Source organism: Methanothermus sociabilis, assembly GCF_055392295.1.
Genome location: NZ_AP042467.1, coordinates 448,203 through 471,271, shown reverse-complemented (window position 1 = coordinate 471,271; position 23,069 = coordinate 448,203). Strand labels below are relative to the sequence as shown.

Below are 23,069 nucleotides of genomic sequence, written 5' to 3'. Positions count from 1 at the left end.
AATGGAGCAAGATATAAAAATAAGTAAAGCAATGAACAAAATAAAACATAAGATAGCAATTATGAGTGGGAAAGGAGGAGTTGGAAAATCCACAGTTGCTGTAAACATTGCAGTAGGTTTAAGTAAAGATTTTAAGGTGGGATTGCTAGATGCAGATATCCATGGCCCTAATGTTCCAAGAATATTAGGGTTAGACGGTAATTTAATGGTTGATAAAGAAGGTATAATTCCTCTAAAAAGAAATAATTTAAAAGTTGTTTCAATGCAATATTTACTTCCTTCCCATGATCTACCGGTTATATGGAGAGGTCCAAAAAAAACAGGTGCCATTAGACAGTTACTTTCTGATGTAAAATGGGGAAATCTTGATGTTTTAGTTGTAGATAATCCTCCAGGTACTGGAGATGAGCCATTAACAGTGTTGCAATCTATATCTAATCTTGATGGAGTGATAATTGTTACCACACCTCAATCAGTGGCTATAGACGATGTTAAAAAGTGCATAAACATGGTAAAAGAATTAAATATGGAAGTTATAGGAATTGTAGAAAATATGTGTAGTTTTGTATGTCCAAAATGTGGTGAAGAAACCCGTATTTTTGGTAAAGGAAATGGAAAGGAATTAGCAAAAGAATATTCTATTCCATATCTTGGTTCGATACCATTAGATATTAAAAATATAGAGGCTTTAAACGATGGAGCTCCAGTCATTGAAAAATACCCAGACTCAAAAATCTCTAAGAAGTTTTTTGAAATAATAGAAAAAATTAAAAATAAATTAGATTTGAGTTAATAATGTGGTAGAATGAACTTAAAGAGAGGGGAAAAGGTTGCAAAATATTCTACTTATATAAATTTATTTTTAACAGTTGTTAAAGGCGCTGTTGGTTATATTTCAGGTAGTATATCTTTAATAGCGGATGCTATGCATTCGTTTTCTGATATCTTTTCTTCTTTGGCTGTATATTTAGGATTAAAAATTTCTCAACGTAAACCAAATCAGAGGTTTCCATATGGATATTACAAAGTTGAAACCTTTGTTTCTTTTGTGGTATCGGTTTTAATCCTGGTGGCAGGAATTGAAATAATGTATGAATCTATTAAAAGTATCATAAACCCCCATACATTAAAGTATCCTACTATTGGTATAGTAATTGCACTTTTATCTGCAATTATATGTTATATTCTAGCTATTTATAAAGAGAAGATTGGTAAAAAAATAGGATCTCAAGCACTTATAAACGATGGAAAACATAGCTTAATCGACACTTTTTCATCTTTAATTGTATTCATAGGTATTTTATCCTCATTTTTTGGTTATGAATGGATAGAAGGTCTAGCAGGTATTATAATTTCAATTTTAATTTTTCATATGGGTATTGAGTTATGTAAAGCAGATATACTTGCACTTTTAGATGCAGGAATCGATCCAAAGATAATAAATAAGATAAAGAATATTGCAGAAAAGGTTGATGGTGTTAGAGGTGCACATGCAATAAGACTTAGAAGATGTGGGCCATATATTTTTGGTGAGATGCATCTGGAGCTAGATCCAGAGAAGACAATTAAAGATGCACATAAGATTATATTAAAGGTAAAAGATAAGGTTAAAGATGAAATAAAATCTGTTGATATTTTAACAATTCAAACAGAGGCATTTGAAAAAAATTATAAAATTGTTGCAGTGCCTTTAAAAAATGGTGAAGTAAGTGGACATCTTGGTAAAGCTTCTCATTTTGCTATAGCTAAAATTGTAGATAATAAAATAACAAAGATTGAAATGAAAGAAAATCCCGGAGCCAAAGTAGAGAAGAAGAAAGGAATAAAAGCTGCAAAATTTTTAAAATCAGAGAATATAGACATTTTGGCTATTAAAAATCCATCTAAAAATTTAGAATTTTTGTTACCTGAATGTAAAATTGTGAAAGCTGAAGGAAGTTCCTTAGAAGAAATAATAAAAAACGCTGTTAAAGCTAAAAGTTAAATCATGTCTTTAATCATGTAAGTTACGGTTTTTATATGTTTTGATTGTGATTTGACTTCTTTTAAAATCATGTTAAATAACTTTTCAGTCATAGGTATTGGTATTTTCCTAAAAACATATGAATCCAGCATGAGCTTCAATGCTCTAAACTCAGCAATTGTTGAAACATTTGTATCATTTACTTCCATAAATACAGGATTTTTATCTAGTGGAAGGTTTTTAACTTCTTCAGCAAGAGGAGTACCTGGAATTGGTTCAGCTATACTTACAAAATAATCATCTAACATTAAATCATCAGCTAAACTTAATGTAGCCTCAAAATCATCTTCTGTTTCACCAGGATACCCTACTATAAATGATCCAGCAACTTTAACACCATGTTCCCTAGCTAGTTCTACAGCTTCATAAACTGTTTCTATTTTGATGCCTTTATTCATTTTCTTTAAAATTTTTTCACTGCCAGATTCTATTCCATAAAATACCCATCCATTTGTGTATTTACTTATAGCCTCCATTATTTCTGGTGAAACTGTATCTACACGTATATCAGGTATTGTTAAGTTTTCTTTTCCTGTAATTTTACTCAAATTTTTTAATAACTCTATAAAAGCTTCTTCATTGATTTCTTTGAATTTTTTGCATCCATATAAAGTTCCTGTGCCCCCACTTATGGCAATTCTCCTAGCACCCATTTTTACGAATTCTTTTACTTCATTTACAATTTCATTTAATTTTCTACTTCTCACTTCTCTTCCAAAAAATTTTGGTACTTGACAAAACCCGCAGTTACCAGGACATCCTCTGTGAGTTTCTATGTAAACATTGGCGCCCCTTATATTTTCATTTTTGATGTCTGGAGGTATATATGGTAGGGGTCTATCCAAAGAATTAGAATGTATCATTTTAGGAATTTCATCTTTTTGATCTTTTAATATTACTCCTTCAATTTCATCTAATTTATTTTCTTCAAATTTTCTCATAAAATTTTCTAATTTGTTTTCAGCTTCCCCTACCATCACAGCATCTACATCCAAATACTTAAAGACCATGCTAGGATCCATTGTTACTGGTCCACCTACAACTTTAAAAGAATCAATTGAATTTATATTTTTTTGGTATTTGAGAAGATGAATTGTAGATTGGAGACTTATAAAAGTAATATCTGCATTTATTTTATTTTTAAATCCTTTAAAATAATTCACTTTATGTTTTAAATTCTTAAGTATACCTGCAACAACTAATGATCCATAATTGTAGAATTCAGGGCTTATAACTATGGTATTCATGGTTTAACCCATAGAAGTTTATTATATTAATTAACTCGTACCATGCCTCCATTTCAGTTTCTATTACATCATACTCTGACATTGTCCCACTCATTTCACCATCAACTGACAATCTGTCAGGTCCTCTAACTACGATTCTTTTATTTCCATCTTTACTAAGGATTTTTTCTGCTTCCATGTCATGAACTAACGCACGTCCTGGAATTATTACAGTGTCTTTGATTTTAGATAAATCAACGTCTTTGAGGTCTTCACGTGTAATTAAACATCCTATATCTTTTTTTGTTGGATATACATTCACTTTGTCTTCTGCACCTAAATTTTTAATTATTTTATATATATATGGGGCAGCTATTTTACTTGTTAATATTGTAGCCTCTCCTTTTATTTTTGGTAATATTTTTAAAAATTCTTTATTTTCTTCACGTGAAAGTGCAAATGGTGCACCATTTTTTGGATCACACAATGGAGTACCAGTTATCCTCAAATCAAACTCTTTGTCTAATTTTTTAACTAATTCAGAAAATTCTTCCAATGTATGTGGTTCAACTCCTTTAATTATTGGCCCATTGCCTAAAATTAATCCTTGGTTTTTATAGTTTGCAAATCTCATCAATATAAATCCTTCAGCTCCCCATTCTTCCAGCTTGGCGCAAGTCTTATATAACTCCTCACCATCATTTACACCAGGTATTATCACTGCAGCACAATGAACCTCTATATTTTCGCAAAATATTTTCAATGCTTTTAGAGATTCTTCTGGTTTTCTATCTGACATCCATTCTTTTCTTAATTTGGGATTTACAGAAAATACTGTAAAAGTTACCTCATCTACGCCATTATCTATTAATTCATATGCTATTCTTGCATCATCGATTCCTTTACCACTTGTATATCCAAGATGTATGGGTAAACCTAAATTGTTTATTTCTCTTGTTAAATCAAGAAGATATGGATAACAGCTGACGTCTCCACCACCACTAATATTAATCTTTACATCTTTTTTGTGTCCATACATAAGAAGGCTTGATTGAATATTTGATATTACAAACGCTGGAGGTAAAAAACCATTGTTAAGTTCTGCTATTTCTTTTGTACAAACTTTACATCCTATTTTGCCTGGTGGACAATTTTTACATCCAAATGGTTTAAATTTACCTACATTTCTAAAGTAACAATACTTGCAAAAGCCTCCGCAATCTTTGCCTGGCCTACCTCCAACATCTGCAATTATTTGCATTTTTTTCACTTTTATGTAGTTGTAATAATACTATTGAAATAAAAAATATGAGACAGTTTTAGGAGTAACTCTAATATATAATCATTTTTCTGCACTTATATATTTTTCTACTTGACTGTAAAAGAAAATTTCATTAAATATGTAATTTATACAATTATTCACAAAAAGATATTTAAAAAGGAGGTTAATTAATGCCAAAATATGAAGATAAAGTAGATTTGTATGATGATAGGGGAAACTTAGTTGAAGAACAAGTACCTATTGAGGCTTTAAGTCCATTGCGAAATACAGCAATAAAGAAAATTATACATGACATCAAAAGAACAGTTGCTGTAAATTTAGAAGGAATTGAAAATGCATTAAGAAGCGCAAAGGTTGGAGGTCCTGGTTGTCACATACCTGGTAGAGAACTTGATGTTGATGTCATAGACAATGCTGAAGCAATTGCTGAAAAAGCCAAAGAAATGATTCAAGTGGAAGAGGGCGATGATACAGTTGTAGAGTTACTACATGATGGTAAAAGAGCTTTAGTTAAAGTACCTTCATTAAGATTAGAATCTGCTGCTGAATACTCTGTTGCACCTCTTGTTACAGCATCAGCATTTATACAATCAATAATTGATGTATGTGATATTAGCATTTATGATGCAAACATGGTTAAAGCTGCTGTATTGGGAAGATATCCACAATCTGTAGAATATGTCGGTGGAAACATTGCTACAATGTTAGATATACCTCAAAAATTAGAAGGACCTGGATACGCATTAAGAAACATTTTAGTTAATCACATAGTAGCAGCAACACTTAAAAATACATTGCAGGCTGTAGCTTTATCTTCAATTCTAGAACATACGGCAATGTTTGAAATGGGAGACGCTGTTGGAAAATTTGAAAGATTGCATTTACTTGGTCTAGCATATCAGGGCTTAAATGCTAATAATTTGGTATATGATTTAGTTAAAGCTAATGGAAAGGATGGAACAGTTGGATCAGTTGTTGAGGACGTTGTTGAAAGAGCAAAAGAAGATGGTGTAATAAAAGTTGAAAAAGAATTAAATGGATTCAAAGTATATGGTACAGATGATTTGGCATTATGGAATGCATATGCTGCAGCTGGATTATTAGCAGCTACAATTGTTAATCAAGGAGCTGCAAGAGCAGCTCAAGGTGTATCGTCAACAATTCTTTACTACAATGACATTATTGAATTTGAAACTGGATTACCTAGCGTTGATTTTGGAAGGGCAGAAGGTACAGCTGTAGGTTTCTCATTCTTCAGTCACTCAATCTATGGTGGTGGAGGACCTGGAATATTTAATGGAAACCACATTGTGACAAGGCATAGTAAAGGATTTGCAATTCCTTGTGTTGCCGCTGCAATGGCATTAGATGCTGGAACACAAATGTTTTCACCAGAATTAACTTCAGGATTAATAAAAGACGTGTTTAGTAAAGTAGATGAATTTAGAGAGCCATTAAAATATGTTGTAGAGGCTGCAGCCGAAATAAAAGATAAAGTATAAAGTTAACTGTGGATCCTGGGGGCAGGAAATGGATATAGAGATATTTCCACATCGACTCCTCAGTGCTGAGACAACTGAAAAATTGTTGAATAAGCTTGGGGAGATTGAAGGTATAAAAAGAATGATAATACAAGGTCAAAGATTACCAGCAGGAGAACACCCTGATAGACGAGTTATAAATGTAAAAGGTCAGGATATAGAACTTAAAGTTAAAACAGGGAGAATATTTGTAGAAATAGAAGATAAAAAGACAATGGAAAAAATTAAAGAAGTTTGCGATGAAGTATTTTCATTTAAATATGAATTAATTCCAGGAACATTCTTTAGAAGACAAAAAACGGTGACTGATGCTATAAAATTTGGTAAAGATGTTGATAAGTTACCAACGGAGTTAGTAGGAATGACAGATCAAAGTGCTAGATTAAAAGATAGGGTATCAATAATACCAAAAACAAAAAAGAAAAAACGTGATTAAATGATTGGAAGAACAACACATATTGTAGATTGTAGGGAAACAATGGGACTAGGTGAAGGAGGAGGTTTGGCCCAAAGAGGTACATTTGCTCAATGTGGTGGCGATGTTGTAGCTGTTGCAATGTCACCAGGAAGAAGACATATAACTAAACCTGTTTGTGAAATAACCTTTGCATTGCGAGAAAATGATATAAAGGTAAGTACTTTGGTATTAAATGCTGGAGCTGGAGTTCCAAGTGATGCACCTGAGGCTGGGGCGGGAGGGCTTTTTGGAATTACTCCTGAAGAGGCAGAACAAATAGGAAGACATAAATTGGCTTTGGTACATTTGGGAGCTGTCAGATATCACATAATCTACAAGGCTCGTTTAATACTAAGGAACGTCGATGTTCCTTGCATTATTGTGTGTGAATATCCAGTAGATTTTGAAGATTTTGCAAAAATCGGTGTTAAGACGAGTGCAGTAATGCCTGATAAACCTCAAACAAAAGGCATCGTTGTAGACATTGTAAGTGGGGTTGTGAGAGGCGAAACCTGCCCCCAGGAGAAATTAGATGAAATCGTTAATAAAGTTAAAAAATGGCTTAATGTTTTAACACGTTTGGAGTATTAGATTAGGAGGTGTTTAGATATGGCCCAATTCTATCCTGGATCTACGAAAATAGCTGAAAATAGAAGGAAATTTATGAATCCAGATGCAGAATTAGAAAAATTGAGAGAAATTTCAGATGAAGATGTAGTTAGGATACTAGGACATAGAGCTCCTGGTGAAGAATATCCAAGTGTTCATCCTCCACTTGAAGAATTAGATGAGCCAGAAGATCCAATAAAAGACATTGTTGAACCAACTGAAGGTGCAAAAGCTGGAGATAGAGTCAGATATATACAATTTACAGATTCTGTGTATTTTGCGCCAGCACAACCATATATTAGATCAAGAGCATATTTATGGAGATACAGAGGTGCAGATGCTGGTACTTTATCAGGAAGACAAATAATTGAAGCTAGAGAGAGGGACGTTGAAAAAATAGCTAAAGAATTAATAGAAACAGAGTTTTTTGATCCAGCTAGAACAGGAATTAGAGGAAAAGCTGTTCATGGACACTCACTAAGATTAGATGAAAATGGAATGATGTTCGACATGTTACGAAGACAGGTTTACGATGAAGAAACTGGCAGAGTAAAAATGGTCAAGAATCAGATCGGAGATGAACTTGATGAACCAATAGACCTTGGAGAACCTCTTGATGAGGAAACTCTTAAAGAAAAAACGACAATATATAGAGTAGATAACATACCTTACAGAGAAGACAAAGATCTCCTTGAAATTGTACAAAGAATTCATCAATTAAGATCAGAAGCAGGATTTTCCCCTGAATAATTAGGAGGTGTTTAAATATGGCTGAAGAAAGAAAAAAATTGTTTGTTGATGCATTAAGGAAAAAATTTAAAGAAGAACCTAAAGAAAGAAAAACAACTTTCTATACTTTAGGTGGTTGGAAACAATCTGAAAGAAAGAAAGAATTTGTAGAGTATGGTAAAAAAGTTGCAAAGGAAAGAGGCATACCTGCATACAACCCAGACATTGGTACTCCATTAGGACAAAGAGTCTTAATGCCATATCAAGTTTCTACCACAGATACATTTGTTGAAGGTGATGACCTACATTTTGTAAACAATGCTGCAATGCAGCAATTCTGGGATGACATAAGAAGAACTGTTATTGTAGGACTAAATCATGCACATAGAATTCTTGAAAGGAGATTAGGTAAAGAAGTGACACCAGAAACTATAAATCATTATTTAGAAACTGTAAACCACGCAATGCCCGGAGCTGCAGTAGTACAGGAGCACATGGTAGAAACACATCCAGGACTTACTGCAGACAGTTATGTAAAAGTATTTACAGGTAACGATGAATTAGCAGATGAAATAGAATCCTGTTATTTAATAGATATAAACAAACAGTTCCCAGAACACCAAGCTGAGCAATTGAAAAAAGCTATTGGAGATTCTATATGGCAAGCAGTTAGAATTCCAACAATAGTTTCTAGAACTTGTGATGGTGCAACTACATCAAGATGGTCAGCAATGCAAATAGGAATGTCAATGATTTCTGCATATAAACAAGCTGCTGGAGAAGCTGCAACGGCAGATTTCGCATATGCTGCAAAACATGCAGAAGTTATACATTTAGGTACATATTTACCTGTTAGAAGAGCTAGAGGTGAAAATGAACCAGGAGGAGTACCATTTGGATTTCTAGCAGACATTGTCCAGAGTAGCAGAGTACATTATGAAGACCCTGTGAGAGTGGCATTAGATGTAGTAGCTTCTGGAGCAATGCTATATGACCAAATATGGCTAGGATCTTACATGTCAGGTGGAGTAGGATTCACACAATATGCTACAGCATCATATACCGACAACATACTTGATGATTTCACATACTATGGTAAAGAATACGTAGAAGACAAATATGGTGGACTAACAGAGGCACCACATGATTTCGACACAATACTTGATGTAGCAACCGAAGTTACACTTTACAGTCTTGAACAATATGAAGAATATCCAACATTAATGGAAGATCACTTTGGAGGTTCACAAAGAGCAGCGATTGCTGCAGCTGCATCTGGATGTTCAACAGCCTTTGCAACAGGCAATGCTCAAGCAGGATTCAGTGGTTGGTACTTATCACAAATACTACATAAAGAAGCTCATGCAAGATTAGGATTCTATGGCTATGACTTACAAGATCAATGTGGAGCTGCAAACACATATTCAATTAGAAGTGATGAAGGATTACCAGCTGAACTACGTGGACCTAACTATCCAAACTATGCAATGAATGTTGGACATCAGGGAGAATATGCAGGTATAGTTCAGGCAGCACATATTGCAAGAGGAGATGCCTATTGTCTAAATCCATTGGTTAAAGTCGCATTTGCAGATGACAATCTACCATTCGATTGGACAAATCCACGTGGCGAATTTGCTAAAGGAGCATTACGTGAATTTGAGCCAGCTGGTGAAAGAGACTTAATAAGGCCTGCTGGTAAATAAATTCTTAACATAATTCAAAATTTTTTGATTTTTTTCTTTTTCTTTATTTTTCCGAAAACTTTTTAAAGAATTAGTAATAACTTAGTTAATAAAGTTAAAAGGAGGAATGATATGGACCCCGCAGTGGCTAGTTTAGGTATTTTGGCACTTACAACAGCTTCTGCAATTATAGGACAAACAATTGAGGATGTAGAGACCAATATAGGATCACAAAGTAACCCAAATTCACAAGTACAGTTAGCACCACAGATGGGTAATTTACATAGATTTTTTAATAAGGCAATAGCTGGAGAACCATTTGCATATGGTGCATTTTGTGGAGTATCTGGGGCAATAACAGTTGCAATGTTATATCTACATATTCATGCAGTTATTGCACTGGCAATAGGTGCAGCAATTACAACACTTATATGGTTAGCATATTCAACAACTGCATATCTAGGTAGAATATCTGGACAATCTAATTTTAATCAGCCAGTATTTTTAGACATGCTAACAGAGAACTTAGGACCAATAGCTGGACATGTATTTATAGTATTTTTCACTATAACTGCAGTATCATACTTAATGACTTTACCTGTAAAGGGATTTGCACATCCATTCCCAATACCTGTCATTGGAATGATATGGGGAATGACTATAGGTGCAATAGGTTCAGCAGTTGGCGATGTATATTATGGAGCAGAAGTGCTGTACGTACATAAAAAATTTGGAGGGGGAATACCAGTAGCTAGTCATGGAGACATAGCAAGAAAGGGAGTGCTTGGAGCTAGAAGTCCTATGGAAGTAGGTAATTTCACAGTTAAATATGGATCTCCTATAACAGGAATGGCATTTGGATTAATAGTGCTTTTCACATTCTGGTTCGATATAGTGTTTGAAAAATGGAGTATACTTGCAGCATTTCTTTTCGTAATGTTGTTGATAGTAATAAATAATAGATTAGAAAAACATGCAAGAGAAAAGTATGGACCATACAGGAGGGAGTAAATTGATAGATCCTATAACTTTGGTTGCAGCTTTAACTCTAGGTGGAATGTCTGTTTTTGCTGGAGTTCATTTAGTACCTGTTGGTGGAGCATCAGGAGCAATGGCAACATCTTCAGGAATACCAACAGGTACAACCCAACTTGCAGCTGGTGCATCAATGACAGGTTTAATTGTTGCAGGAATGGCATTGAAAAAACCTCTCTGGATGATTCTACTTGCAGGAGGCATTGGTGCATCAGTCATGATTACGTTGACAGGAATTTTCACAAACATTTGTCTTGTGTATGGTATTGGATCAGTGCCAACAATTGCTAAGAGAAAAAAAGATCCAATTACCGGTTGGAATCAAGAGAAATATGTTACACCAGGTACAGAAGGACATGGAGCACCTACATCAGCTTACATAAGTGGAGCCATGGGAGCTTTCCTTGGTGGAGTTGGTGGAGCATTAATATATTGGACATTATATCATGCTTTAGTGACAATACCATATTTTGGAGATCTTGGTGCTAAAGCAATTGCTGTGGCATATGCTCTTGGAATGTTCTTTGTTAATGCAGTTCTAGCATCCTATAACATTGGAGGTACAACAGAAGGACTTTGGGATCCTAAAATACACCGTTTACCTCGTGGAATTGTAGGTAGTTTAATAGTATCATTTGTGATAGCTATATTAACACTGATAATTGCTAAAGGAGGTGCATTTTAATGGTATCACCCGCTGCTGGTGGACATGGTGCGCCTACTAAAGTGGCTGAGGTAGAAATACCACCTATTCGTTTGATAGCTCTTGGAACAATAGGTGGTTTAGTAGGAATTTATCTTTCAGGTATTCCAGTGGTTGGTCCTGTAATTGCAGGTCTTGGCGGTGTATGTGCAATTTTCTGGGGCGCTGATACAGTAAGGAGGGTTGCAAGTTACGGATTAGGTACTGGAGTACCATCAATTGGAGCAATGTTAGGTGCAGTAGGTTTATTATCAGTTATAATGGGTGTCTCAGTTCCACTACTATCTAAAGCGATACCTTCATTATTAGCACCTATTGCAGCTTTAATAATTGCATTAATCATAGGTGCAGTTTCTGGAATTGCAGGTAGAGTTTTCATAAAAATGGAAATACCTATATTTGTACAATGTACGACAGAGTTAGCTGGAGCTAGTGTGTTATCTGTTTTAGCATTTTCATCAGCTATAGCAGGTAGTTATTTAATGACAGGGTCAGGATTACTTAATCCAACACTTCTCACAGGTTATATGCCTGCCTTATACTTTATGTGTGCAATGGCAATTCAACATCCATTTAATGCCTGCTTAGGTCCAAATGAAGATCAATACAGAACATTGAAATGTGCATTAGCAGCAGGATTTGCAATGATGGCAATTGTAGGCATACTCTCCATAATAAAGAATCCATATTGGTGGCTAATTTCACTAGTTGCAGCTGTTGGCTGGGCAATATCTATGAAAATGTTTGTCAAGGATGTATTCGAGAACACAATAGTACAAAGAACAGGCTGGTGGCCTGAAGAAGAACAATAGATTATAAAACACTTGGAGGTTGTATAAAAATGGAAATGCTTCCTTTCATTCATGTAGCACCTGAATTTAATTTAGCTTTGGATCCATCAGCTGGTGTCATTAGTACTGCACTTGGAAGAGATGTAATTGTTCTTTCAATGGACGATTTAAATAAAGAGTTGGATAAATTGGAGGTGGCTGTGGATAATCTTTATAATTCTTTAGATCCTGATACAATTCCTCCAGAGTCATATCCAGGAAGAGAAGGTATCTACAAAACTCAGGGAAAAATTACAAACATGATATATGGATTTGTATTTGGATTGATAGTTTTCGCTTTAATTTTACTTAAATTTGGAGGTGTATGATTTTGGCTGAGAAAAAAGAACCAGCAGAAGGATGGCCAGTAGTTAGTGGAGATTATATTGTTGGAGATCCTGAAAGTCCTGTTGCAGCAGTAACATTAGCATCACATATAGAAGATATACCAATAGATGCAGGAGCTGCAATAGCTGGGCCTTGCAAGACAGAGAATTTAGGAATAGAGAAAGTAATAGCAAATATAATCTCAAATCCAAACATAAGATTCCTAGTTCTATGTGGTTCAGAGGTTCAAGGGCATATAACTGGACAAAGTATAAAAGCACTGCATAAGAATGGCGTTGATGATAAAAAGAAGATAATTGGTGCAAAGGGAGCAATACCTTACATAGAGAATTTACCAGAGGAAGCATTGGAGAGATTCCAGAAACAGGTTGAGATTGTTGATTTGATAGATGTTGAGGATGCTGATCAGATAAAGGAAAAGGTTAAGGAATGCATAGAGAAGGATCCAGGGGCTTTTGAAGAGGAAGCAATGGTAGTAAAGGTTGAAGAAGAAGAGGAAGAAGGGGAAGCAGAGAAAATAAATCCAATTTCACCAGAGACAGCTTTAATTGAAGCAAGAATTAGAGATATGCAGACACAAATAATGATGGTTGGAGGAATACAGAGAATGTGGGCAGGAATGTATGCAGGAAAAATTCAAGGTACTGGTATAGGTCTTGCACTTACACTTTTAATAGGATTTATACTTCTAATTTGAGGGGGTGTATTTCTTGGCAATATCATTATCTAATAAACCAAATATTAAAGGCGTGAAAAAAACAACAGATGATATTTGCTATAGGGTTCAGTTGATTGCAAGAGAAGGAAGAGTATTTTCAGGATTAATACAAACAAGAATTCTTGGATTAATCTATGGTATTTTACTTGCTGTAATTTTAATAGGCATTGTCGCCGTTTTTAGAGCTTTAGGAGGATGATATATTGACAAATAATGATGATGAAGGAACCACAATACCTCGTGTATTAGTATCAGTAGATGAATACAATAAAATAGATGAAAGACTTGATGAAATGGAAAAGAAAGTTGACTTTGCAGCTGGAGAATATTTTGAAAGGTTAGGACAACAAATTGGCAGAGACATTGGAATAGCTTATGGTGTTATCTTAGGTATAATAATTTTAATAATTTTCTTTGCACTTCCAGCAGTGAGATTATTACTTAGAATTTAAAAAAGTTAAAGGAGGTTTAATCAACATGTTTAGATTTGATAAAGAACAAATTGTTCTTGATATCGCAGGAGTAAAAATTGGTGGACAACCTGGTGAATATCCAACAGTATTAGCTGGAACTATATTTTATGGTGGTCATAGCATCATTGAAGATGAGAAAAAAGGTGTATTCGATAAGGATAAGGCAGAAGAACTAATAAAGATCCAAGAAGAGATGTCTGACACAACAGGAAATCCCCATCTTGTACAAGTTTTCGGTGCAACAGAAGATGCAATAGTTAAATACTTAGAATTTGTTGCAGATGTCACAGACGCACCATTTCTTATAGATTCAACATCAGCTGATGCTAGAATAGCTGGTGCAAAGTATGTAGATGAAATAGGAGTAGCAGATCGCGCTATTTATAATTCAATTAACATGTCAGGAGAAGAAAAAGAATTTGATGCACTAAAAGAAACTGATGTATCAGCATCAATTGTCCTTGGATTTAATGCAATGGATCCTAGTGTTGAAGGTAAAATCGCAATATGGGAAAATGGTGGAGATGCATTAGATAAAGGACTTTTAGAAATTGCAGAAGAATGTGGTATTGATAAACCATTGTTGGATGTTGCAGTAACACCTCTTGGTCAAGGGGCTGGGGTCGCTGTAAGAACATCATATGTTGCCAAAAGTAAATGGGGATACCCAGTTGGAAGTGGTATTCATAACGTGCCATCTGCATGGGATTGGCTACGAGAATACAGGAAAGAACATAAAGAAGCATGGCCAGTATGTGACGTTGGATCTAATTTAATTCAACAGATGGCAGGTGGAGATTTCGTATTATATGGTCCAATAGAAAACGCTAAGATGGCATTCCCAGCATGTGCCATGTGTGATGTATTTATAGCAGAAGCTGTAAAAGATATAGGCACTGAACCTATTGAAGAGCATCCATTCTTTAAGCTTCTCTAATTTTTTTATTTTTTTAATTAATTTTTATTTTCTGTTTTTTTGGAGGTAATTTTTTGTCATTTTTAAAAAGATTGTTTGGACCTAAACCAACCATAGCAAAAAGTAAATATAAAACAATAGAAGAAATAAAATCTACTTCTTTTATTAAAAAAACTGTTGGTTCTGGATATTCAATGGAGCCAGATGTACATTACATTGTTGCATCAGTAGAGTTAGGAAACACAACGACCAAATGCATAATAACAGCTACAAACCTCAGAACAAGTAGAACGTATTTATTAGATAAAACTGTTAAAATGACACGGGACGTTAGACCTCCAAAACCCGGTGAAAAAGTTTTTGGGAAAACAATTTGGGGTGTTGAACTTACAAAAGAATCTGTGGCAGATTTGGTCAAGGATACTATACATGAATCTGCAAAAAGAGCTAAATTAGACATAAAAAAAGATATTCACTTTGTAGTGAGATCTACAGGTGTCACAGCTGGTTTTGCATCTCCGGAAGAAGTTGGAAAAATGATAAAAGCATTGGCAGAGGGTTGTTTAAAGGCAGGCATTCCTCCAGCAAGAATGACACCTGCATTATCATTGGAAAATTTACCTAAAGAATTTCAAGATTATAGTTTGTTAGATAAGATAGCATTTGATGGTGCAGTAGCTGGAGTACTTCCTCCTACTGGTAGAGAAGTGGTTGCAAATGAAATGGAAGGAGAACTTGTAACTGCTGGAATAAAGCTTGGTGCCAAATGGACTGACGTTGATTTTCGTAATCCTTGTGTATCAATGGATTTTGGTACTACACTAGCTGGGAGAATTGTAAATAGTGAAAAACCATATGCTAAAACTGTTGGAAATTTCTGTGGATTGGCTGGTGCAATACCAGATGCCATAATAAAGGGTACTAATCTTGTTGATAAAAAACTAGGTGCAGTATTAGATGTAAAAGCTACAAAAGGTAAATATGATGCAGAAAAAGCACAAGAATATGCAGAAGAAGTCCATAAATATATAGACATAAGAAAAGTTCCAAAAAGTAGAAGTAGATTTGGTACTGTACCTGTAGACCCAAAAGCTGCAGAAAATGCTGGAACAGTTCTTATCGGGTGTGATGTAGGAAAAAATGGAAGCAAATTCCATAAACTATCAGAACTTGGAAAAGAAATTTATGAAAATGATGGTTTAGAGCTTTTATTTGGAACAATTGATTATGTAAGTGCACTAATAGCTAAAAGATTAGTGGAAGAAGCTGTTAATGAAGACATAATTGAAGATGGCTCAGTTTTGGGAGTAACAGGTAGGGCTGGTATAACAGGTAAAAAACCTGAATTAATTCTTGAATATGTTAACGATTATTTTGAAGATTGTGTATTTGTTTCTGATGGTTTAGCACTTGGAGCTGCCATGATGGCTAGATGTATGAATTCTTTAGGGACACCACGTATACCAATAGGAGGTAATCGTGGAGATAGATGTATACTTGCAGAAAGATTAAAATATCATAAAAAGAAACAATCTGGAGGGGTTTAGCTAAAATTTTTAAAGGCTTTAGTGATGGCTGGCGGTAAAGGAACACGCCTTAAATCTCTTAAATCTTTCAAAGAAAAGCCCCTCATAAATATAAATGGTAAACCAATGATACAACATGTGATAGAATGTTTAGAAAAAGTTGATAGAGTAAAGGAAATAATAGTTGCAACAAGTGTCCATACACCTAAAACTACAGAATACATAAAAAAAAGAGGATATAGAGTAATAGTGACACCTGGAAAGGGTTATGTAAATGATTTAAGATATGTAATTACAAAGATTCCAAAAAGAGATACATTACTTGTAATAAACGCTGATTTGCCATTGGTAAAACCCAAAACAATAAACATGATCATAGATATTTATGAAAAAAGTGATAAACCGGCTTTAACCGTTGTTGTACCACGAAGTATTTACAAAAAATATGGGCTAATTCCTCCTCCATATAACACTGAACAAATACCAATAGGGTTAAATTTATTAAAAGCTGTAAATAAAAAACAAGATGAAAAAAAGTTAGAACTTCCACTTTTGGAACTTGCATTGAATATCAATACTCCTGAAGATCTTGAATTTCTCAAAAAATTTGGTGGTTTTAATGGTGGAAAAAACAAAAATTAAAAGTGAAGAAAAAATTTGGAGTGAAATTAGGGGCTATAGAGTAGCCACAAATAATGCTCGAATTCTTGGAGACCTTGAAGAAATTATAATAAATGATAAAACCGGTAAAATAACAGACATTGTTGTTAAAGTTGAAAAAGATAAAAAGAACGTAAATTTGAGAGGGGCAAAAAGAAGGGGAGATTATCTTTACATTCCATTCCACAGGGTCGAAAAAGTCGGTGAATTCATAATAATAACAGAATAATTTTTTAAAGCCGTGATGCTAAGATGATGATTAAGAGCATTTTAAAAAAAGCTTTAAAAGAAAAAAAATTGAGTGATTGTGAAATTTTAAAATTGTTTAAAATTAAGAATTCTAATGATTTCAAGGAACTGATGTACACTGCTTCTGAGCTTAGAGATAGATATAAGGATTCAATCAAATTAACTTCAACAATTCACATCACAAATATATGTCAGATTTCTCCAAAATGTAAATATTGTGGTTTCGCTGCAGGAACTTCACCAGAAGGTTATTATCATCCATTTCATAAAACTGGTGATGAAATATTGGAAGCAGCAAAAAAAATAGAGAAATCAGGAATTCCAAGAGTTAGCTGTTCAGGTGCACATGGTTATGGTGGTTCTCAGGCTGTCAAGGCAGCCAAAATTGTCAAGGAAAACACGTCACTTGAATTATTGATAAATGTTGGTTCAGATCTTAATAAGGAAACAATTTTAAAATTGAAAAAATATGATACCGACACTATTTGTTGTAATTTGGAAACTATAAACAGGAAGTTATTTAAAGATTTAAAGCCTGGTGAAAACCTTGAGGATAGAATTAAAGTATGTAAACTAGTATCAGAAGCCAATATTGAACTTTCTTCAGGATTATTGATAGGCATTGGTGAATCATATTATGATAGGTTAATGCATTTAAAATTTTTAAAAACCTTTAAAACTTTAGGAGAAATACCAATCATGGGTTTCAATCCATATAAAGGAACACCTATGGAAAATCATCCTCCTTGTCCTTTACATGAACAAATGAAAACTATTGCGATAACTAGGTTGATGTACCCGGAAATAAGAATAACTGTACCTACTCCTACTATCGGACCAGAAAATGTTAAATATTCACTTATGGCAGGTGCTGACAATTTAGCCACAGTTATCCCCAATAACTATCCTCATGATGTTAAAGGTGTAGGATCACCAGAGGTTGGAAATTTAGATGACGTAATACGTGTTATTAAAGAATTACATTTAAAACCTGAACTGAAGTTACATGTTAGATGCGCATGACTATGGAAAAATTAATAAAAAAAGCATATGTTGAATCTGCGGAAGGCAGGAGACAGGGAGATAAAATTAAAGAAGTAAAGGAAATTCAAAAATATATTCTTAATGCAAAAAATATAGTTGTTCCAAATAAAACAAAAGAGAAAGTAAAAGCTATAAATGAAGTATTAGAGAAATTTGGAATTCAAAAAGCAAAACATCTTAAATTCTACACAGATGCATGTGATCTAAATAGAACACCAGCAATAAGTAAAGCATTAATGGCATTAGATATCGTTGACTGCGATTTAGTTATTGCTAGAGGAAGGCTTGGTGTTCCTGGTTCAGGTTCAATGTTAGTTATCATGGATTCAAAAGGTAGAATATTAAGTGCAGCGTTATCTCCACCACATATAATTCACAAAAAAAGTGTTGAAAAAGCTGTAAAAGATGAAATGATTACTGCATTAAAAAGAATAGGACTCAATGAAAAACATGAAAGTTGAAAATGGTATAACACCAACAGTAAAAACATATTATTCTGAATACACATTTCATGATATAATAAAATATATTGGTGAAGTTAAAACTAAAGCAGTGATAAAGTGGCTCAAAGAAAAAAAATTAAAACCAAAAAATTGTCTGATAATTGGTGGATACATTACTGGTTCTTTTTTAGCCAATAATTTAAATACAGAGATTACTTTAGTTGATATCCATCCTCAGGTTATAAATTTAGTAGAAAAAAATATAGAATTTAAGATTGGTTTAGATGGATTAAGGAAGAAATGGGATCTAATTATAGACACTACTGGTATTGGTGGCATAGAAAATCTAAATAAATTTTATACAAAAGCATTTATAATTGAGGATCCACGATCAGACGGAAGTGATAAAACAATAAGAAAAATCGGCAGTAAAAAAAGATTGATAGATAGTATCAATGCCAAATACAAGGCTTTTCTTTATACTTATGGACTACAAAGTAAAACTTCTGGAACAATGACACTCACAATTGAGGTTTTAAAAAATGTTATGAATTATTTTTTTGATGTTGAAGGCGTACTTTATTGCATGTCACCATTTGAATTTTATGAGGGAATGTTATTTAAAGAAAATAACTTCACCAAATTCATGAAAAAATTAAAAAAACATGCGCTTATTGTGTCTTCTTTGAGGCCAGTATCTTGCGATAAAGTAATTGAAAAATTTATTAAAAAAATAAAATCTAAAGTTATTGAGATAAAATGAAGGCCAAAGAATTATTTAAAAAAATAGAAGAAATTGTTCCAAAAAATCTTGCAGTTGATGGGGATAAAATTGGTTTTATTGGTAAAGATCTTGAAAATTTAGAAGTAAAAAAAGTTTTGGTTTCAATGGATTATGTCCCAACAAAAAAATTAAACAAATATGATCTTCTGATTCTTCATCATCCACCTTTGTCTAAGCCAGAAATACCTACTTATGTTATACATTCTAATTGGGATGTGGTAAAAGGCGGAGCTTGTGATGCTCTTGCAGAAACATTAAATATGGAAATAAAGGATGTTTTGGATGAGGATAGTGGAATAGGAAGACTTTGCAAAATAAAAGCTGTTTCTTTACCAGAATTTATAAAACTTATCAAAGAAAAATTATCAATAGATAATGTTAAAGTTGTTAATTTTGATAAAAATTTAATTGTAGAATATGTGGCAATTGTTTCAGGCTTTGGTTTAAGCAATGAACATCTTGTTAAAAAAGCATATGAAAAGAATGCAGATGTTTATCTCTCAGGTGATTTAATCTATAAAACAATGGTTTTAGCATATCACCTAAATTTAACTTTAATTGATGCCACTCATTATTTCACAGAACTTCCAGGGCTATACAAACTTGCTAAAATTATTTCAAATTTAGGAATTGAAGTAGATATAGCTGACAAACCAATAAAATGGGACATATTATGAATATTTCAGAGCTTGAAAAACTTAAAAATCCAAAAGGTAAAGTAACTATTGTTGGGTTAGGTAGGTTAGGTATTAGAATAGCTTTAAATTTAATAGAAGTACATAGAGGCGGACCTGCAATAATAAAAGCAATAGATGGTCAAAAAATTTCTGAAGAAGATTTTATATTTAGGATGTTAGGAGGTAAAATTGGAGAATATAAAACAGAATTCCTAAAAAGATTACCATGTTCTAAGAAAATTGAAACCATGCCTTGTTATGTGTCAAAGGATAATCTAGAAATTATAGATGGAGATGTTGTGTGTATTACTATTGCAGGAGGTAATACCATACCCATCACAGCTAAAATCATAAAAAAAGCTCATGAAATAGGTGCATATACAATAAGTACAATGGGTGTCTTTGGAATTGGGGAAGAAGAAATTAAAGTATTCAATATAGAAGATGCTCCAGAGAATCCAATAGTTTTAGGTTTAAGAAATGAAGGAATTAAGAAAAATCATATTCTTGTAGGTACAGGTAAATTAATAAAAGATTGGGAACCAATAACTCCATATGTCCTTGATAGAATTGCAAATGTTATTACAGCCAATATTTTAAAACTTTTGAGGAAGAAGTTAGATGATTAGGGTAGCAACAGCAGAATGTTTCACACATGGAAAAATTGGCAGGGAAATACATGCATTTGCACAAGGATATCCTCTCAACTATGATTGGAGTATAAAGAGAGAAGACTATAAAATATCTTTAGTTGCAGCATTGTTTATTCCAACGATTTCTGGATTAAAAACAATTCTTAAAATTAAGCCATTGACACCTGACCATGTTTTAGGAGATATAAAAGTTTACAATGAAAAATCAGACAAAAAAATGGCTCTTAAGATGGCTAAATCCATTAAAAGAATCACTAATGCGGATATAGGGATAGGCACTACAGCAGGCGTTGGTAGAGGTGGTATAGCAATTGTAACAAATAAATCTGAAATAATAACAGATTCTGGTGTTCATGCAGATTTAAGATTTTCAGAACCCAAAAAAATTTTGGAAAGACAAGCTCATGGAATAAAAAGATGTCTAAAATTATTTGAGAAGGTATTGATTGATGAATTTAAATGAATTTTATAGGAGGATCTAAATTGCTTCTCGAAATTAATGATCTTGTGGTAGAGGTCAATGGTAAAAGAATATTGAATGGTGTAGATCTTTATATAGGTAAGGGAGAGACTCATGTTTTACTTGGACCAAACGGAGCAGGAAAGAGTACTTTATTTTTAACAATTCTTGGTTTTCCAGAATATAAAGTAGTTAGAGGAGAAATATTGTTTAAAGGCAAAGATATTACCAATTTAAATACTACAGAACGAGCTAAAATGGGAATAGGAGTGGCATTTCAAAATCCACCAGCAATAAGAGGAGTGCGCCTTATTGATTTATTAAAAATAGAAAGTGGTTGTTCTTTAGATGAAAAATTAGATCCAAAAATATATAGATTTGCAACAAAATTAAAATTTAATAAAGATTTCCTTAGTAGAGATGTAAATTTAGGATTTTCAGGAGGAGAAATGAAAAGATCTGAAATATTGCAGCTTCTAGCACAAAACCCAGAATTTATAATGTTAGATGAACCAGATTCTGGTGTAGATATAGAAAATGTTGAAATTTTGGCTGAAATGATAAACAAACTTTTAGAAAAAGATAAAAAACCAAGTAAAAGAAAGAAAGCAGGCTTAATTATAACGCATTTAGGTTATATTTTAAATTTTGTTAAAGCTGAAATTGCGCACGTACTTCTAGATGGAAAAATTGTTTGTTCAGGGTGTCCAGACGAAATATTAGAAGATATAAGGAAAGAAGGCTTTGAAGGGTGTAAAAAATGTTACGAGACATAAAAAAGAGAGCAGAAAAAGCTAAAGATAAAGAATCACCATATGGCCCTAAAACAGACCTCAAAAAATTTTTAGCAGAAGATCCTGGAGAACATGAAAGAATTGAAAGTATAGAGGATGTACCAAAAAAAGTTAGGGATACATTAGTTAAAGTAGGTATTGACACATCAGAAAAAGAGAGAGCAGGTACTTATATACAGCTTGATGAAAGTGAAATATATTCTGTTTCTCCATCTAAGTCTGTAGAAATAATGGGGATCAAATCAGCATTAGAAAAATATGATTGGGTAAAAGATTATATGTGGAAAGCAGTTGCACCAGATACAGATAAATATACGGCACATGTTGCTCTGAAAGAGTTAGAAGAGGAAAAATATACGGGTTACTTTATAAGATCATTGCCAGGATCAAAGGAAATATTTCCACTGCAGGCATGTTTATTTATTGGAGATGAACGCATAATGCAAACAGCTCATAATATAATTATTGCAGAAGAAAATTCTGAATTACACATAATTACGGGTTGTGCCACAGGACAAGATGTTAATTCAGCATTGCATATAGGGATCTCAGAATTTTATGTTAAAAAAAATGCAAAAATTACATTTACAATGGTTCATAATTGGGCAGAACAAGTAGAAGTAAGACCAAGAACAGGCATTGTGATTGGTGACAATGGAACATATATAAATAATTACATATTGACAAGTCCAGTTCGCGTAATACAGTCATACCCTACAGCATATTGTACAGGAAAAAATTCGAAGGCAATATTCCAATCTGTCATGGCAGGTAAGAAAAATTCGCTACTTGACATTGGTTCAAGAGTTATATTGGAAGGTAAAGAATCAAGTGCAAATGTAATATCTAGAGCAGTGTCTATGGATGAATCTAAAATATATTCAAGAGGTCATTTAGCAGGTCGGATACCTGGAGTAAAAGGCCACCTAGAGTGTCATGGGTTAATATTATCTGATGATTCAATGATACATGCGATTCCAGAATTAGAAGGAAGTGCAACAGATTTAGAAATGTCACATGAGGCTGCTGTAGGTAAGATTGACGAGGAAAAAATATTATATTTAATGTCTCGCGGTTTAACAGAAGAAGAGGCCATATCTATGATTGTAAGAGGATTTTTAAGCATTGACATAAAAGGTTTACCTCCAGAACTGGCAGCTGAAACAAAAAAGATGATTGATATGTGTGTTAAAGGATTGTAAAA

General features: G+C 33.5%; 28 protein-coding genes. 26 read left to right on the top strand and 2 right to left on the bottom strand.

All coding sequences use genetic code 11. From position 1 onward, the window contains the following. Nucleotide 1: 1 nt before the first annotated feature. Together ACZ5LY_RS02560 and ACZ5LY_RS02555 are read left to right on the top strand one after the other, a co-directional pair. Nucleotides 2-793, top strand: a complete 792-nt coding sequence (locus tag ACZ5LY_RS02560) for an Mrp/NBP35 family ATP-binding protein (RefSeq protein ID WP_464578034.1) — start codon at nucleotides 2-4, stop codon at nucleotides 791-793. A gap of 12 nt (nucleotides 794-805) precedes the next feature. Beyond that, nucleotides 806-1,984, top strand: coding sequence for a cation diffusion facilitator family transporter (locus ACZ5LY_RS02555; RefSeq protein WP_464577838.1), 1,179 nt, complete (start codon nucleotides 806-808; stop codon nucleotides 1,982-1,984). Here ACZ5LY_RS02555 and ACZ5LY_RS02550 read toward each other — a convergent pair. Both ACZ5LY_RS02550 and mmp10 read right to left on the bottom strand, forming a co-directional pair. Next, the gene (locus ACZ5LY_RS02550; RefSeq protein WP_464577837.1) at nucleotides 1,981-3,270 is read right to left on the bottom strand and encodes a methyl-coenzyme M reductase glutamine C-methyltransferase; all 1,290 of its coding nucleotides are present in this window, start codon (nucleotides 3,268-3,270) and stop codon (nucleotides 1,981-1,983) included. The two genes, ACZ5LY_RS02555 and ACZ5LY_RS02550, sit on opposite strands and share 4 nt — an antisense overlap. Next, nucleotides 3,245-4,510 carry a methyl coenzyme M reductase-arginine methyltransferase Mmp10 gene (gene mmp10 / locus ACZ5LY_RS02545; protein ID WP_013413866.1) on the bottom strand — a complete coding sequence of 422 codons (1,266 nt, stop codon included), beginning with the start codon at nucleotides 4,508-4,510 and terminating at the stop codon, nucleotides 3,245-3,247. Before mmp10 ends, ACZ5LY_RS02550 begins: the two co-directional genes overlap by 26 nt. A gap of 191 nt (nucleotides 4,511-4,701) precedes the next feature. Here mmp10 and mcrB point away from each other — a divergent pair, with 191 nt between their 5' ends. The 24 genes from mcrB to ACZ5LY_RS02425 all read left to right on the top strand — a co-directional run bounded on the left by mcrB (nucleotide 4,702) and on the right by ACZ5LY_RS02425 (nucleotide 23,067). Next, on the top strand, nucleotides 4,702-6,033 hold the full coding sequence (gene mcrB / locus ACZ5LY_RS02540) for a coenzyme-B sulfoethylthiotransferase subunit beta (RefSeq protein ID WP_464577836.1): 1,332 nt from the start codon (nucleotides 4,702-4,704) through the stop codon (nucleotides 6,031-6,033). A 28-nt stretch (nucleotides 6,034-6,061) separates the two neighbouring features. Further along, nucleotides 6,062-6,508 carry a methyl-coenzyme M reductase operon protein D gene (mcrD, locus tag ACZ5LY_RS02535; RefSeq protein ID WP_464577835.1) on the top strand — a complete coding sequence of 149 codons (447 nt, stop codon included), beginning with the start codon at nucleotides 6,062-6,064 and terminating at the stop codon, nucleotides 6,506-6,508. Next, nucleotides 6,509-7,120: a methyl-coenzyme M reductase I operon protein C gene (gene mcrC, locus ACZ5LY_RS02530; RefSeq protein ID WP_464577834.1), complete on the top strand. Its 612-nt coding sequence runs from the start codon at nucleotides 6,509-6,511 to the stop codon at nucleotides 7,118-7,120. An 18-nt stretch (nucleotides 7,121-7,138) separates the two neighbouring features. Further along, complete coding sequence (gene mcrG, locus ACZ5LY_RS02525; RefSeq protein ID WP_464577833.1) at nucleotides 7,139-7,888, top strand: coenzyme-B sulfoethylthiotransferase subunit gamma; 750 nt, start codon at nucleotides 7,139-7,141, stop codon at nucleotides 7,886-7,888. A 17-nt stretch (nucleotides 7,889-7,905) separates the two neighbouring features. Then, nucleotides 7,906-9,573 carry a coenzyme-B sulfoethylthiotransferase subunit alpha gene (mcrA, locus tag ACZ5LY_RS02520; RefSeq protein ID WP_464577832.1) on the top strand — a complete coding sequence of 556 codons (1,668 nt, stop codon included), beginning with the start codon at nucleotides 7,906-7,908 and terminating at the stop codon, nucleotides 9,571-9,573. A 111-nt stretch (nucleotides 9,574-9,684) separates the two neighbouring features. Beyond that, on the top strand, nucleotides 9,685-10,563 hold the full coding sequence (gene mtrE / locus ACZ5LY_RS02515; RefSeq protein ID WP_464577831.1) for a tetrahydromethanopterin S-methyltransferase subunit E: 879 nt from the start codon (nucleotides 9,685-9,687) through the stop codon (nucleotides 10,561-10,563). A 4-nt stretch (nucleotides 10,564-10,567) separates the two neighbouring features. Then, nucleotides 10,568-11,272 carry a tetrahydromethanopterin S-methyltransferase subunit D gene (mtrD, locus tag ACZ5LY_RS02510; protein WP_464578033.1) on the top strand — a complete coding sequence of 235 codons (705 nt, stop codon included), beginning with the start codon at nucleotides 10,568-10,570 and terminating at the stop codon, nucleotides 11,270-11,272. Next, nucleotides 11,272-12,102, top strand: a complete 831-nt coding sequence (mtrC, locus tag ACZ5LY_RS02505) for a tetrahydromethanopterin S-methyltransferase subunit MtrC (RefSeq protein ID WP_464577830.1) — start codon at nucleotides 11,272-11,274, stop codon at nucleotides 12,100-12,102. Before mtrD ends, mtrC begins: the two co-directional genes overlap by 1 nt. A 29-nt stretch (nucleotides 12,103-12,131) precedes the next feature. After that, complete coding sequence (gene mtrB, locus ACZ5LY_RS02500) at nucleotides 12,132-12,449, top strand: tetrahydromethanopterin S-methyltransferase subunit MtrB (protein ID WP_464577829.1); 318 nt, start codon at nucleotides 12,132-12,134, stop codon at nucleotides 12,447-12,449. 2 nt (nucleotides 12,450-12,451) lie between these two features. Beyond that, a complete protein-coding gene (mtrA, locus tag ACZ5LY_RS02495; RefSeq protein WP_013413856.1) occupies nucleotides 12,452-13,165 on the top strand; it encodes a tetrahydromethanopterin S-methyltransferase subunit A in 714 nt (237 codons plus the stop codon). Nucleotides 13,166-13,178: 13 nt separating this feature from the next. After that, nucleotides 13,179-13,385 (top strand): tetrahydromethanopterin S-methyltransferase subunit F, encoded by a 207-nt coding sequence (gene mtrF, locus ACZ5LY_RS02490; RefSeq protein ID WP_464577828.1) that lies wholly within the window; start codon nucleotides 13,179-13,181, stop codon nucleotides 13,383-13,385. A 4-nt stretch (nucleotides 13,386-13,389) separates the two neighbouring features. Beyond that, nucleotides 13,390-13,638: a tetrahydromethanopterin S-methyltransferase subunit MtrG gene (gene mtrG, locus ACZ5LY_RS02485; RefSeq protein ID WP_013413854.1), complete on the top strand. Its 249-nt coding sequence runs from the start codon at nucleotides 13,390-13,392 to the stop codon at nucleotides 13,636-13,638. Between the two features lie 25 nt (nucleotides 13,639-13,663). Beyond that, the gene (gene mtrH / locus ACZ5LY_RS02480; RefSeq protein WP_464577827.1) at nucleotides 13,664-14,596 is read left to right on the top strand and encodes a tetrahydromethanopterin S-methyltransferase subunit H; all 933 of its coding nucleotides are present in this window, start codon (nucleotides 13,664-13,666) and stop codon (nucleotides 14,594-14,596) included. A gap of 53 nt (nucleotides 14,597-14,649) precedes the next feature. Then, on the top strand, nucleotides 14,650-16,122 hold the full coding sequence (locus tag ACZ5LY_RS02475; protein ID WP_464577826.1) for a methanogenesis marker 14 protein: 1,473 nt from the start codon (nucleotides 14,650-14,652) through the stop codon (nucleotides 16,120-16,122). Nucleotides 16,123-16,146: 24 nt separating this feature from the next. Next, on the top strand, nucleotides 16,147-16,743 hold the full coding sequence (locus ACZ5LY_RS02470) for an NTP transferase domain-containing protein (protein ID WP_013413851.1): 597 nt from the start codon (nucleotides 16,147-16,149) through the stop codon (nucleotides 16,741-16,743). Beyond that, entirely contained in the window at nucleotides 16,721-16,990 is a 270-nt protein-coding gene (locus ACZ5LY_RS02465) for a PRC-barrel domain-containing protein (protein ID WP_013413850.1), read from the top strand. Before ACZ5LY_RS02470 ends, ACZ5LY_RS02465 begins: the two co-directional genes overlap by 23 nt. A 26-nt stretch (nucleotides 16,991-17,016) precedes the next feature. Continuing rightward, nucleotides 17,017-18,033 carry a 5,10-methenyltetrahydromethanopterin hydrogenase cofactor biosynthesis protein HmdB gene (hmdB, locus tag ACZ5LY_RS02460; RefSeq protein WP_464577825.1) on the top strand — a complete coding sequence of 339 codons (1,017 nt, stop codon included), beginning with the start codon at nucleotides 17,017-17,019 and terminating at the stop codon, nucleotides 18,031-18,033. After that, nucleotides 18,030-18,515: a DUF3236 domain-containing protein gene (locus ACZ5LY_RS02455; protein WP_464578032.1), complete on the top strand. Its 486-nt coding sequence runs from the start codon at nucleotides 18,030-18,032 to the stop codon at nucleotides 18,513-18,515. The genes hmdB and ACZ5LY_RS02455 overlap by 4 nt, the downstream gene beginning before the upstream one ends. After that, entirely contained in the window at nucleotides 18,496-19,260 is a 765-nt protein-coding gene (locus tag ACZ5LY_RS02450; protein WP_013413847.1) for a DUF1188 domain-containing protein, read from the top strand. The genes ACZ5LY_RS02455 and ACZ5LY_RS02450 overlap by 20 nt, the downstream gene beginning before the upstream one ends. After that, nucleotides 19,257-19,958, top strand: coding sequence for a Nif3-like dinuclear metal center hexameric protein (locus tag ACZ5LY_RS02445; RefSeq protein ID WP_464577824.1), 702 nt, complete (start codon nucleotides 19,257-19,259; stop codon nucleotides 19,956-19,958). The genes ACZ5LY_RS02450 and ACZ5LY_RS02445 overlap by 4 nt, the downstream gene beginning before the upstream one ends. Further along, nucleotides 19,955-20,587: a hypothetical protein gene (locus tag ACZ5LY_RS02440; protein ID WP_464577823.1), complete on the top strand. Its 633-nt coding sequence runs from the start codon at nucleotides 19,955-19,957 to the stop codon at nucleotides 20,585-20,587. Before ACZ5LY_RS02445 ends, ACZ5LY_RS02440 begins: the two co-directional genes overlap by 4 nt. After that, nucleotides 20,580-21,074, top strand: coding sequence for a UPF0254 family protein (locus ACZ5LY_RS02435; RefSeq protein ID WP_013413844.1), 495 nt, complete (start codon nucleotides 20,580-20,582; stop codon nucleotides 21,072-21,074). Before ACZ5LY_RS02440 ends, ACZ5LY_RS02435 begins: the two co-directional genes overlap by 8 nt. Nucleotides 21,075-21,094: 20 nt before the next feature. After that, nucleotides 21,095-21,847, top strand: coding sequence for a Fe-S cluster assembly ATPase SufC (gene sufC / locus ACZ5LY_RS02430; RefSeq protein WP_013413843.1), 753 nt, complete (start codon nucleotides 21,095-21,097; stop codon nucleotides 21,845-21,847). Then, nucleotides 21,832-23,067 carry a SufB/SufD family protein gene (locus ACZ5LY_RS02425; protein ID WP_464577822.1) on the top strand — a complete coding sequence of 412 codons (1,236 nt, stop codon included), beginning with the start codon at nucleotides 21,832-21,834 and terminating at the stop codon, nucleotides 23,065-23,067. The genes sufC and ACZ5LY_RS02425 overlap by 16 nt, the downstream gene beginning before the upstream one ends. Nucleotides 23,068-23,069: the final 2 nt, after the last annotated feature.

Coding starts and splice junctions, on each gene's coding strand:
- ACZ5LY_RS02555 (WP_464577838.1), top strand. CDS start 806: ATGAACTTAAAGAGAGGGGAAAAGGTTGCAAAATATTCTACTTATATA.
- ACZ5LY_RS02465 (WP_013413850.1), top strand. CDS start 16,721: ATGGTGGAAAAAACAAAAATTAAAAGTGAAGAAAAAATTTGGAGTGAA.
- ACZ5LY_RS02440 (WP_464577823.1), top strand. CDS start 19,955: ATGAATATTTCAGAGCTTGAAAAACTTAAAAATCCAAAAGGTAAAGTA.
- mtrE (WP_464577831.1), top strand. CDS start 9,685: ATGGACCCCGCAGTGGCTAGTTTAGGTATTTTGGCACTTACAACAGCT.
- ACZ5LY_RS02560 (WP_464578034.1), top strand. CDS start 2: ATGGAGCAAGATATAAAAATAAGTAAAGCAATGAACAAAATAAAACAT.
- ACZ5LY_RS02550 (WP_464577837.1), bottom strand. CDS start 3,270: ATGAATACCATAGTTATAAGCCCTGAATTCTACAATTATGGATCATTA.
- mtrH (WP_464577827.1), top strand. CDS start 13,664: ATGTTTAGATTTGATAAAGAACAAATTGTTCTTGATATCGCAGGAGTA.
- mtrC (WP_464577830.1), top strand. CDS start 11,272: ATGGTATCACCCGCTGCTGGTGGACATGGTGCGCCTACTAAAGTGGCT.
- mcrB (WP_464577836.1), top strand. CDS start 4,702: ATGCCAAAATATGAAGATAAAGTAGATTTGTATGATGATAGGGGAAAC.
- hmdB (WP_464577825.1), top strand. CDS start 17,017: ATGATTAAGAGCATTTTAAAAAAAGCTTTAAAAGAAAAAAAATTGAGT.
- mcrD (WP_464577835.1), top strand. CDS start 6,062: ATGGATATAGAGATATTTCCACATCGACTCCTCAGTGCTGAGACAACT.
- mcrC (WP_464577834.1), top strand. CDS start 6,509: ATGATTGGAAGAACAACACATATTGTAGATTGTAGGGAAACAATGGGA.
- ACZ5LY_RS02435 (WP_013413844.1), top strand. CDS start 20,580: ATGATTAGGGTAGCAACAGCAGAATGTTTCACACATGGAAAAATTGGC.
- ACZ5LY_RS02445 (WP_464577824.1), top strand. CDS start 19,257: ATGAAGGCCAAAGAATTATTTAAAAAAATAGAAGAAATTGTTCCAAAA.
- mtrB (WP_464577829.1), top strand. CDS start 12,132: ATGGAAATGCTTCCTTTCATTCATGTAGCACCTGAATTTAATTTAGCT.
- ACZ5LY_RS02425 (WP_464577822.1), top strand. CDS start 21,832: ATGTTACGAGACATAAAAAAGAGAGCAGAAAAAGCTAAAGATAAAGAA.
- ACZ5LY_RS02470 (WP_013413851.1), top strand. CDS start 16,147: ATGGCTGGCGGTAAAGGAACACGCCTTAAATCTCTTAAATCTTTCAAA.
- mcrG (WP_464577833.1), top strand. CDS start 7,139: ATGGCCCAATTCTATCCTGGATCTACGAAAATAGCTGAAAATAGAAGG.
- ACZ5LY_RS02455 (WP_464578032.1), top strand. CDS start 18,030: ATGACTATGGAAAAATTAATAAAAAAAGCATATGTTGAATCTGCGGAA.
- ACZ5LY_RS02450 (WP_013413847.1), top strand. CDS start 18,496: ATGAAAAACATGAAAGTTGAAAATGGTATAACACCAACAGTAAAAACA.
- mmp10 (WP_013413866.1), bottom strand. CDS start 4,510: ATGCAAATAATTGCAGATGTTGGAGGTAGGCCAGGCAAAGATTGCGGA.
- mcrA (WP_464577832.1), top strand. CDS start 7,906: ATGGCTGAAGAAAGAAAAAAATTGTTTGTTGATGCATTAAGGAAAAAA.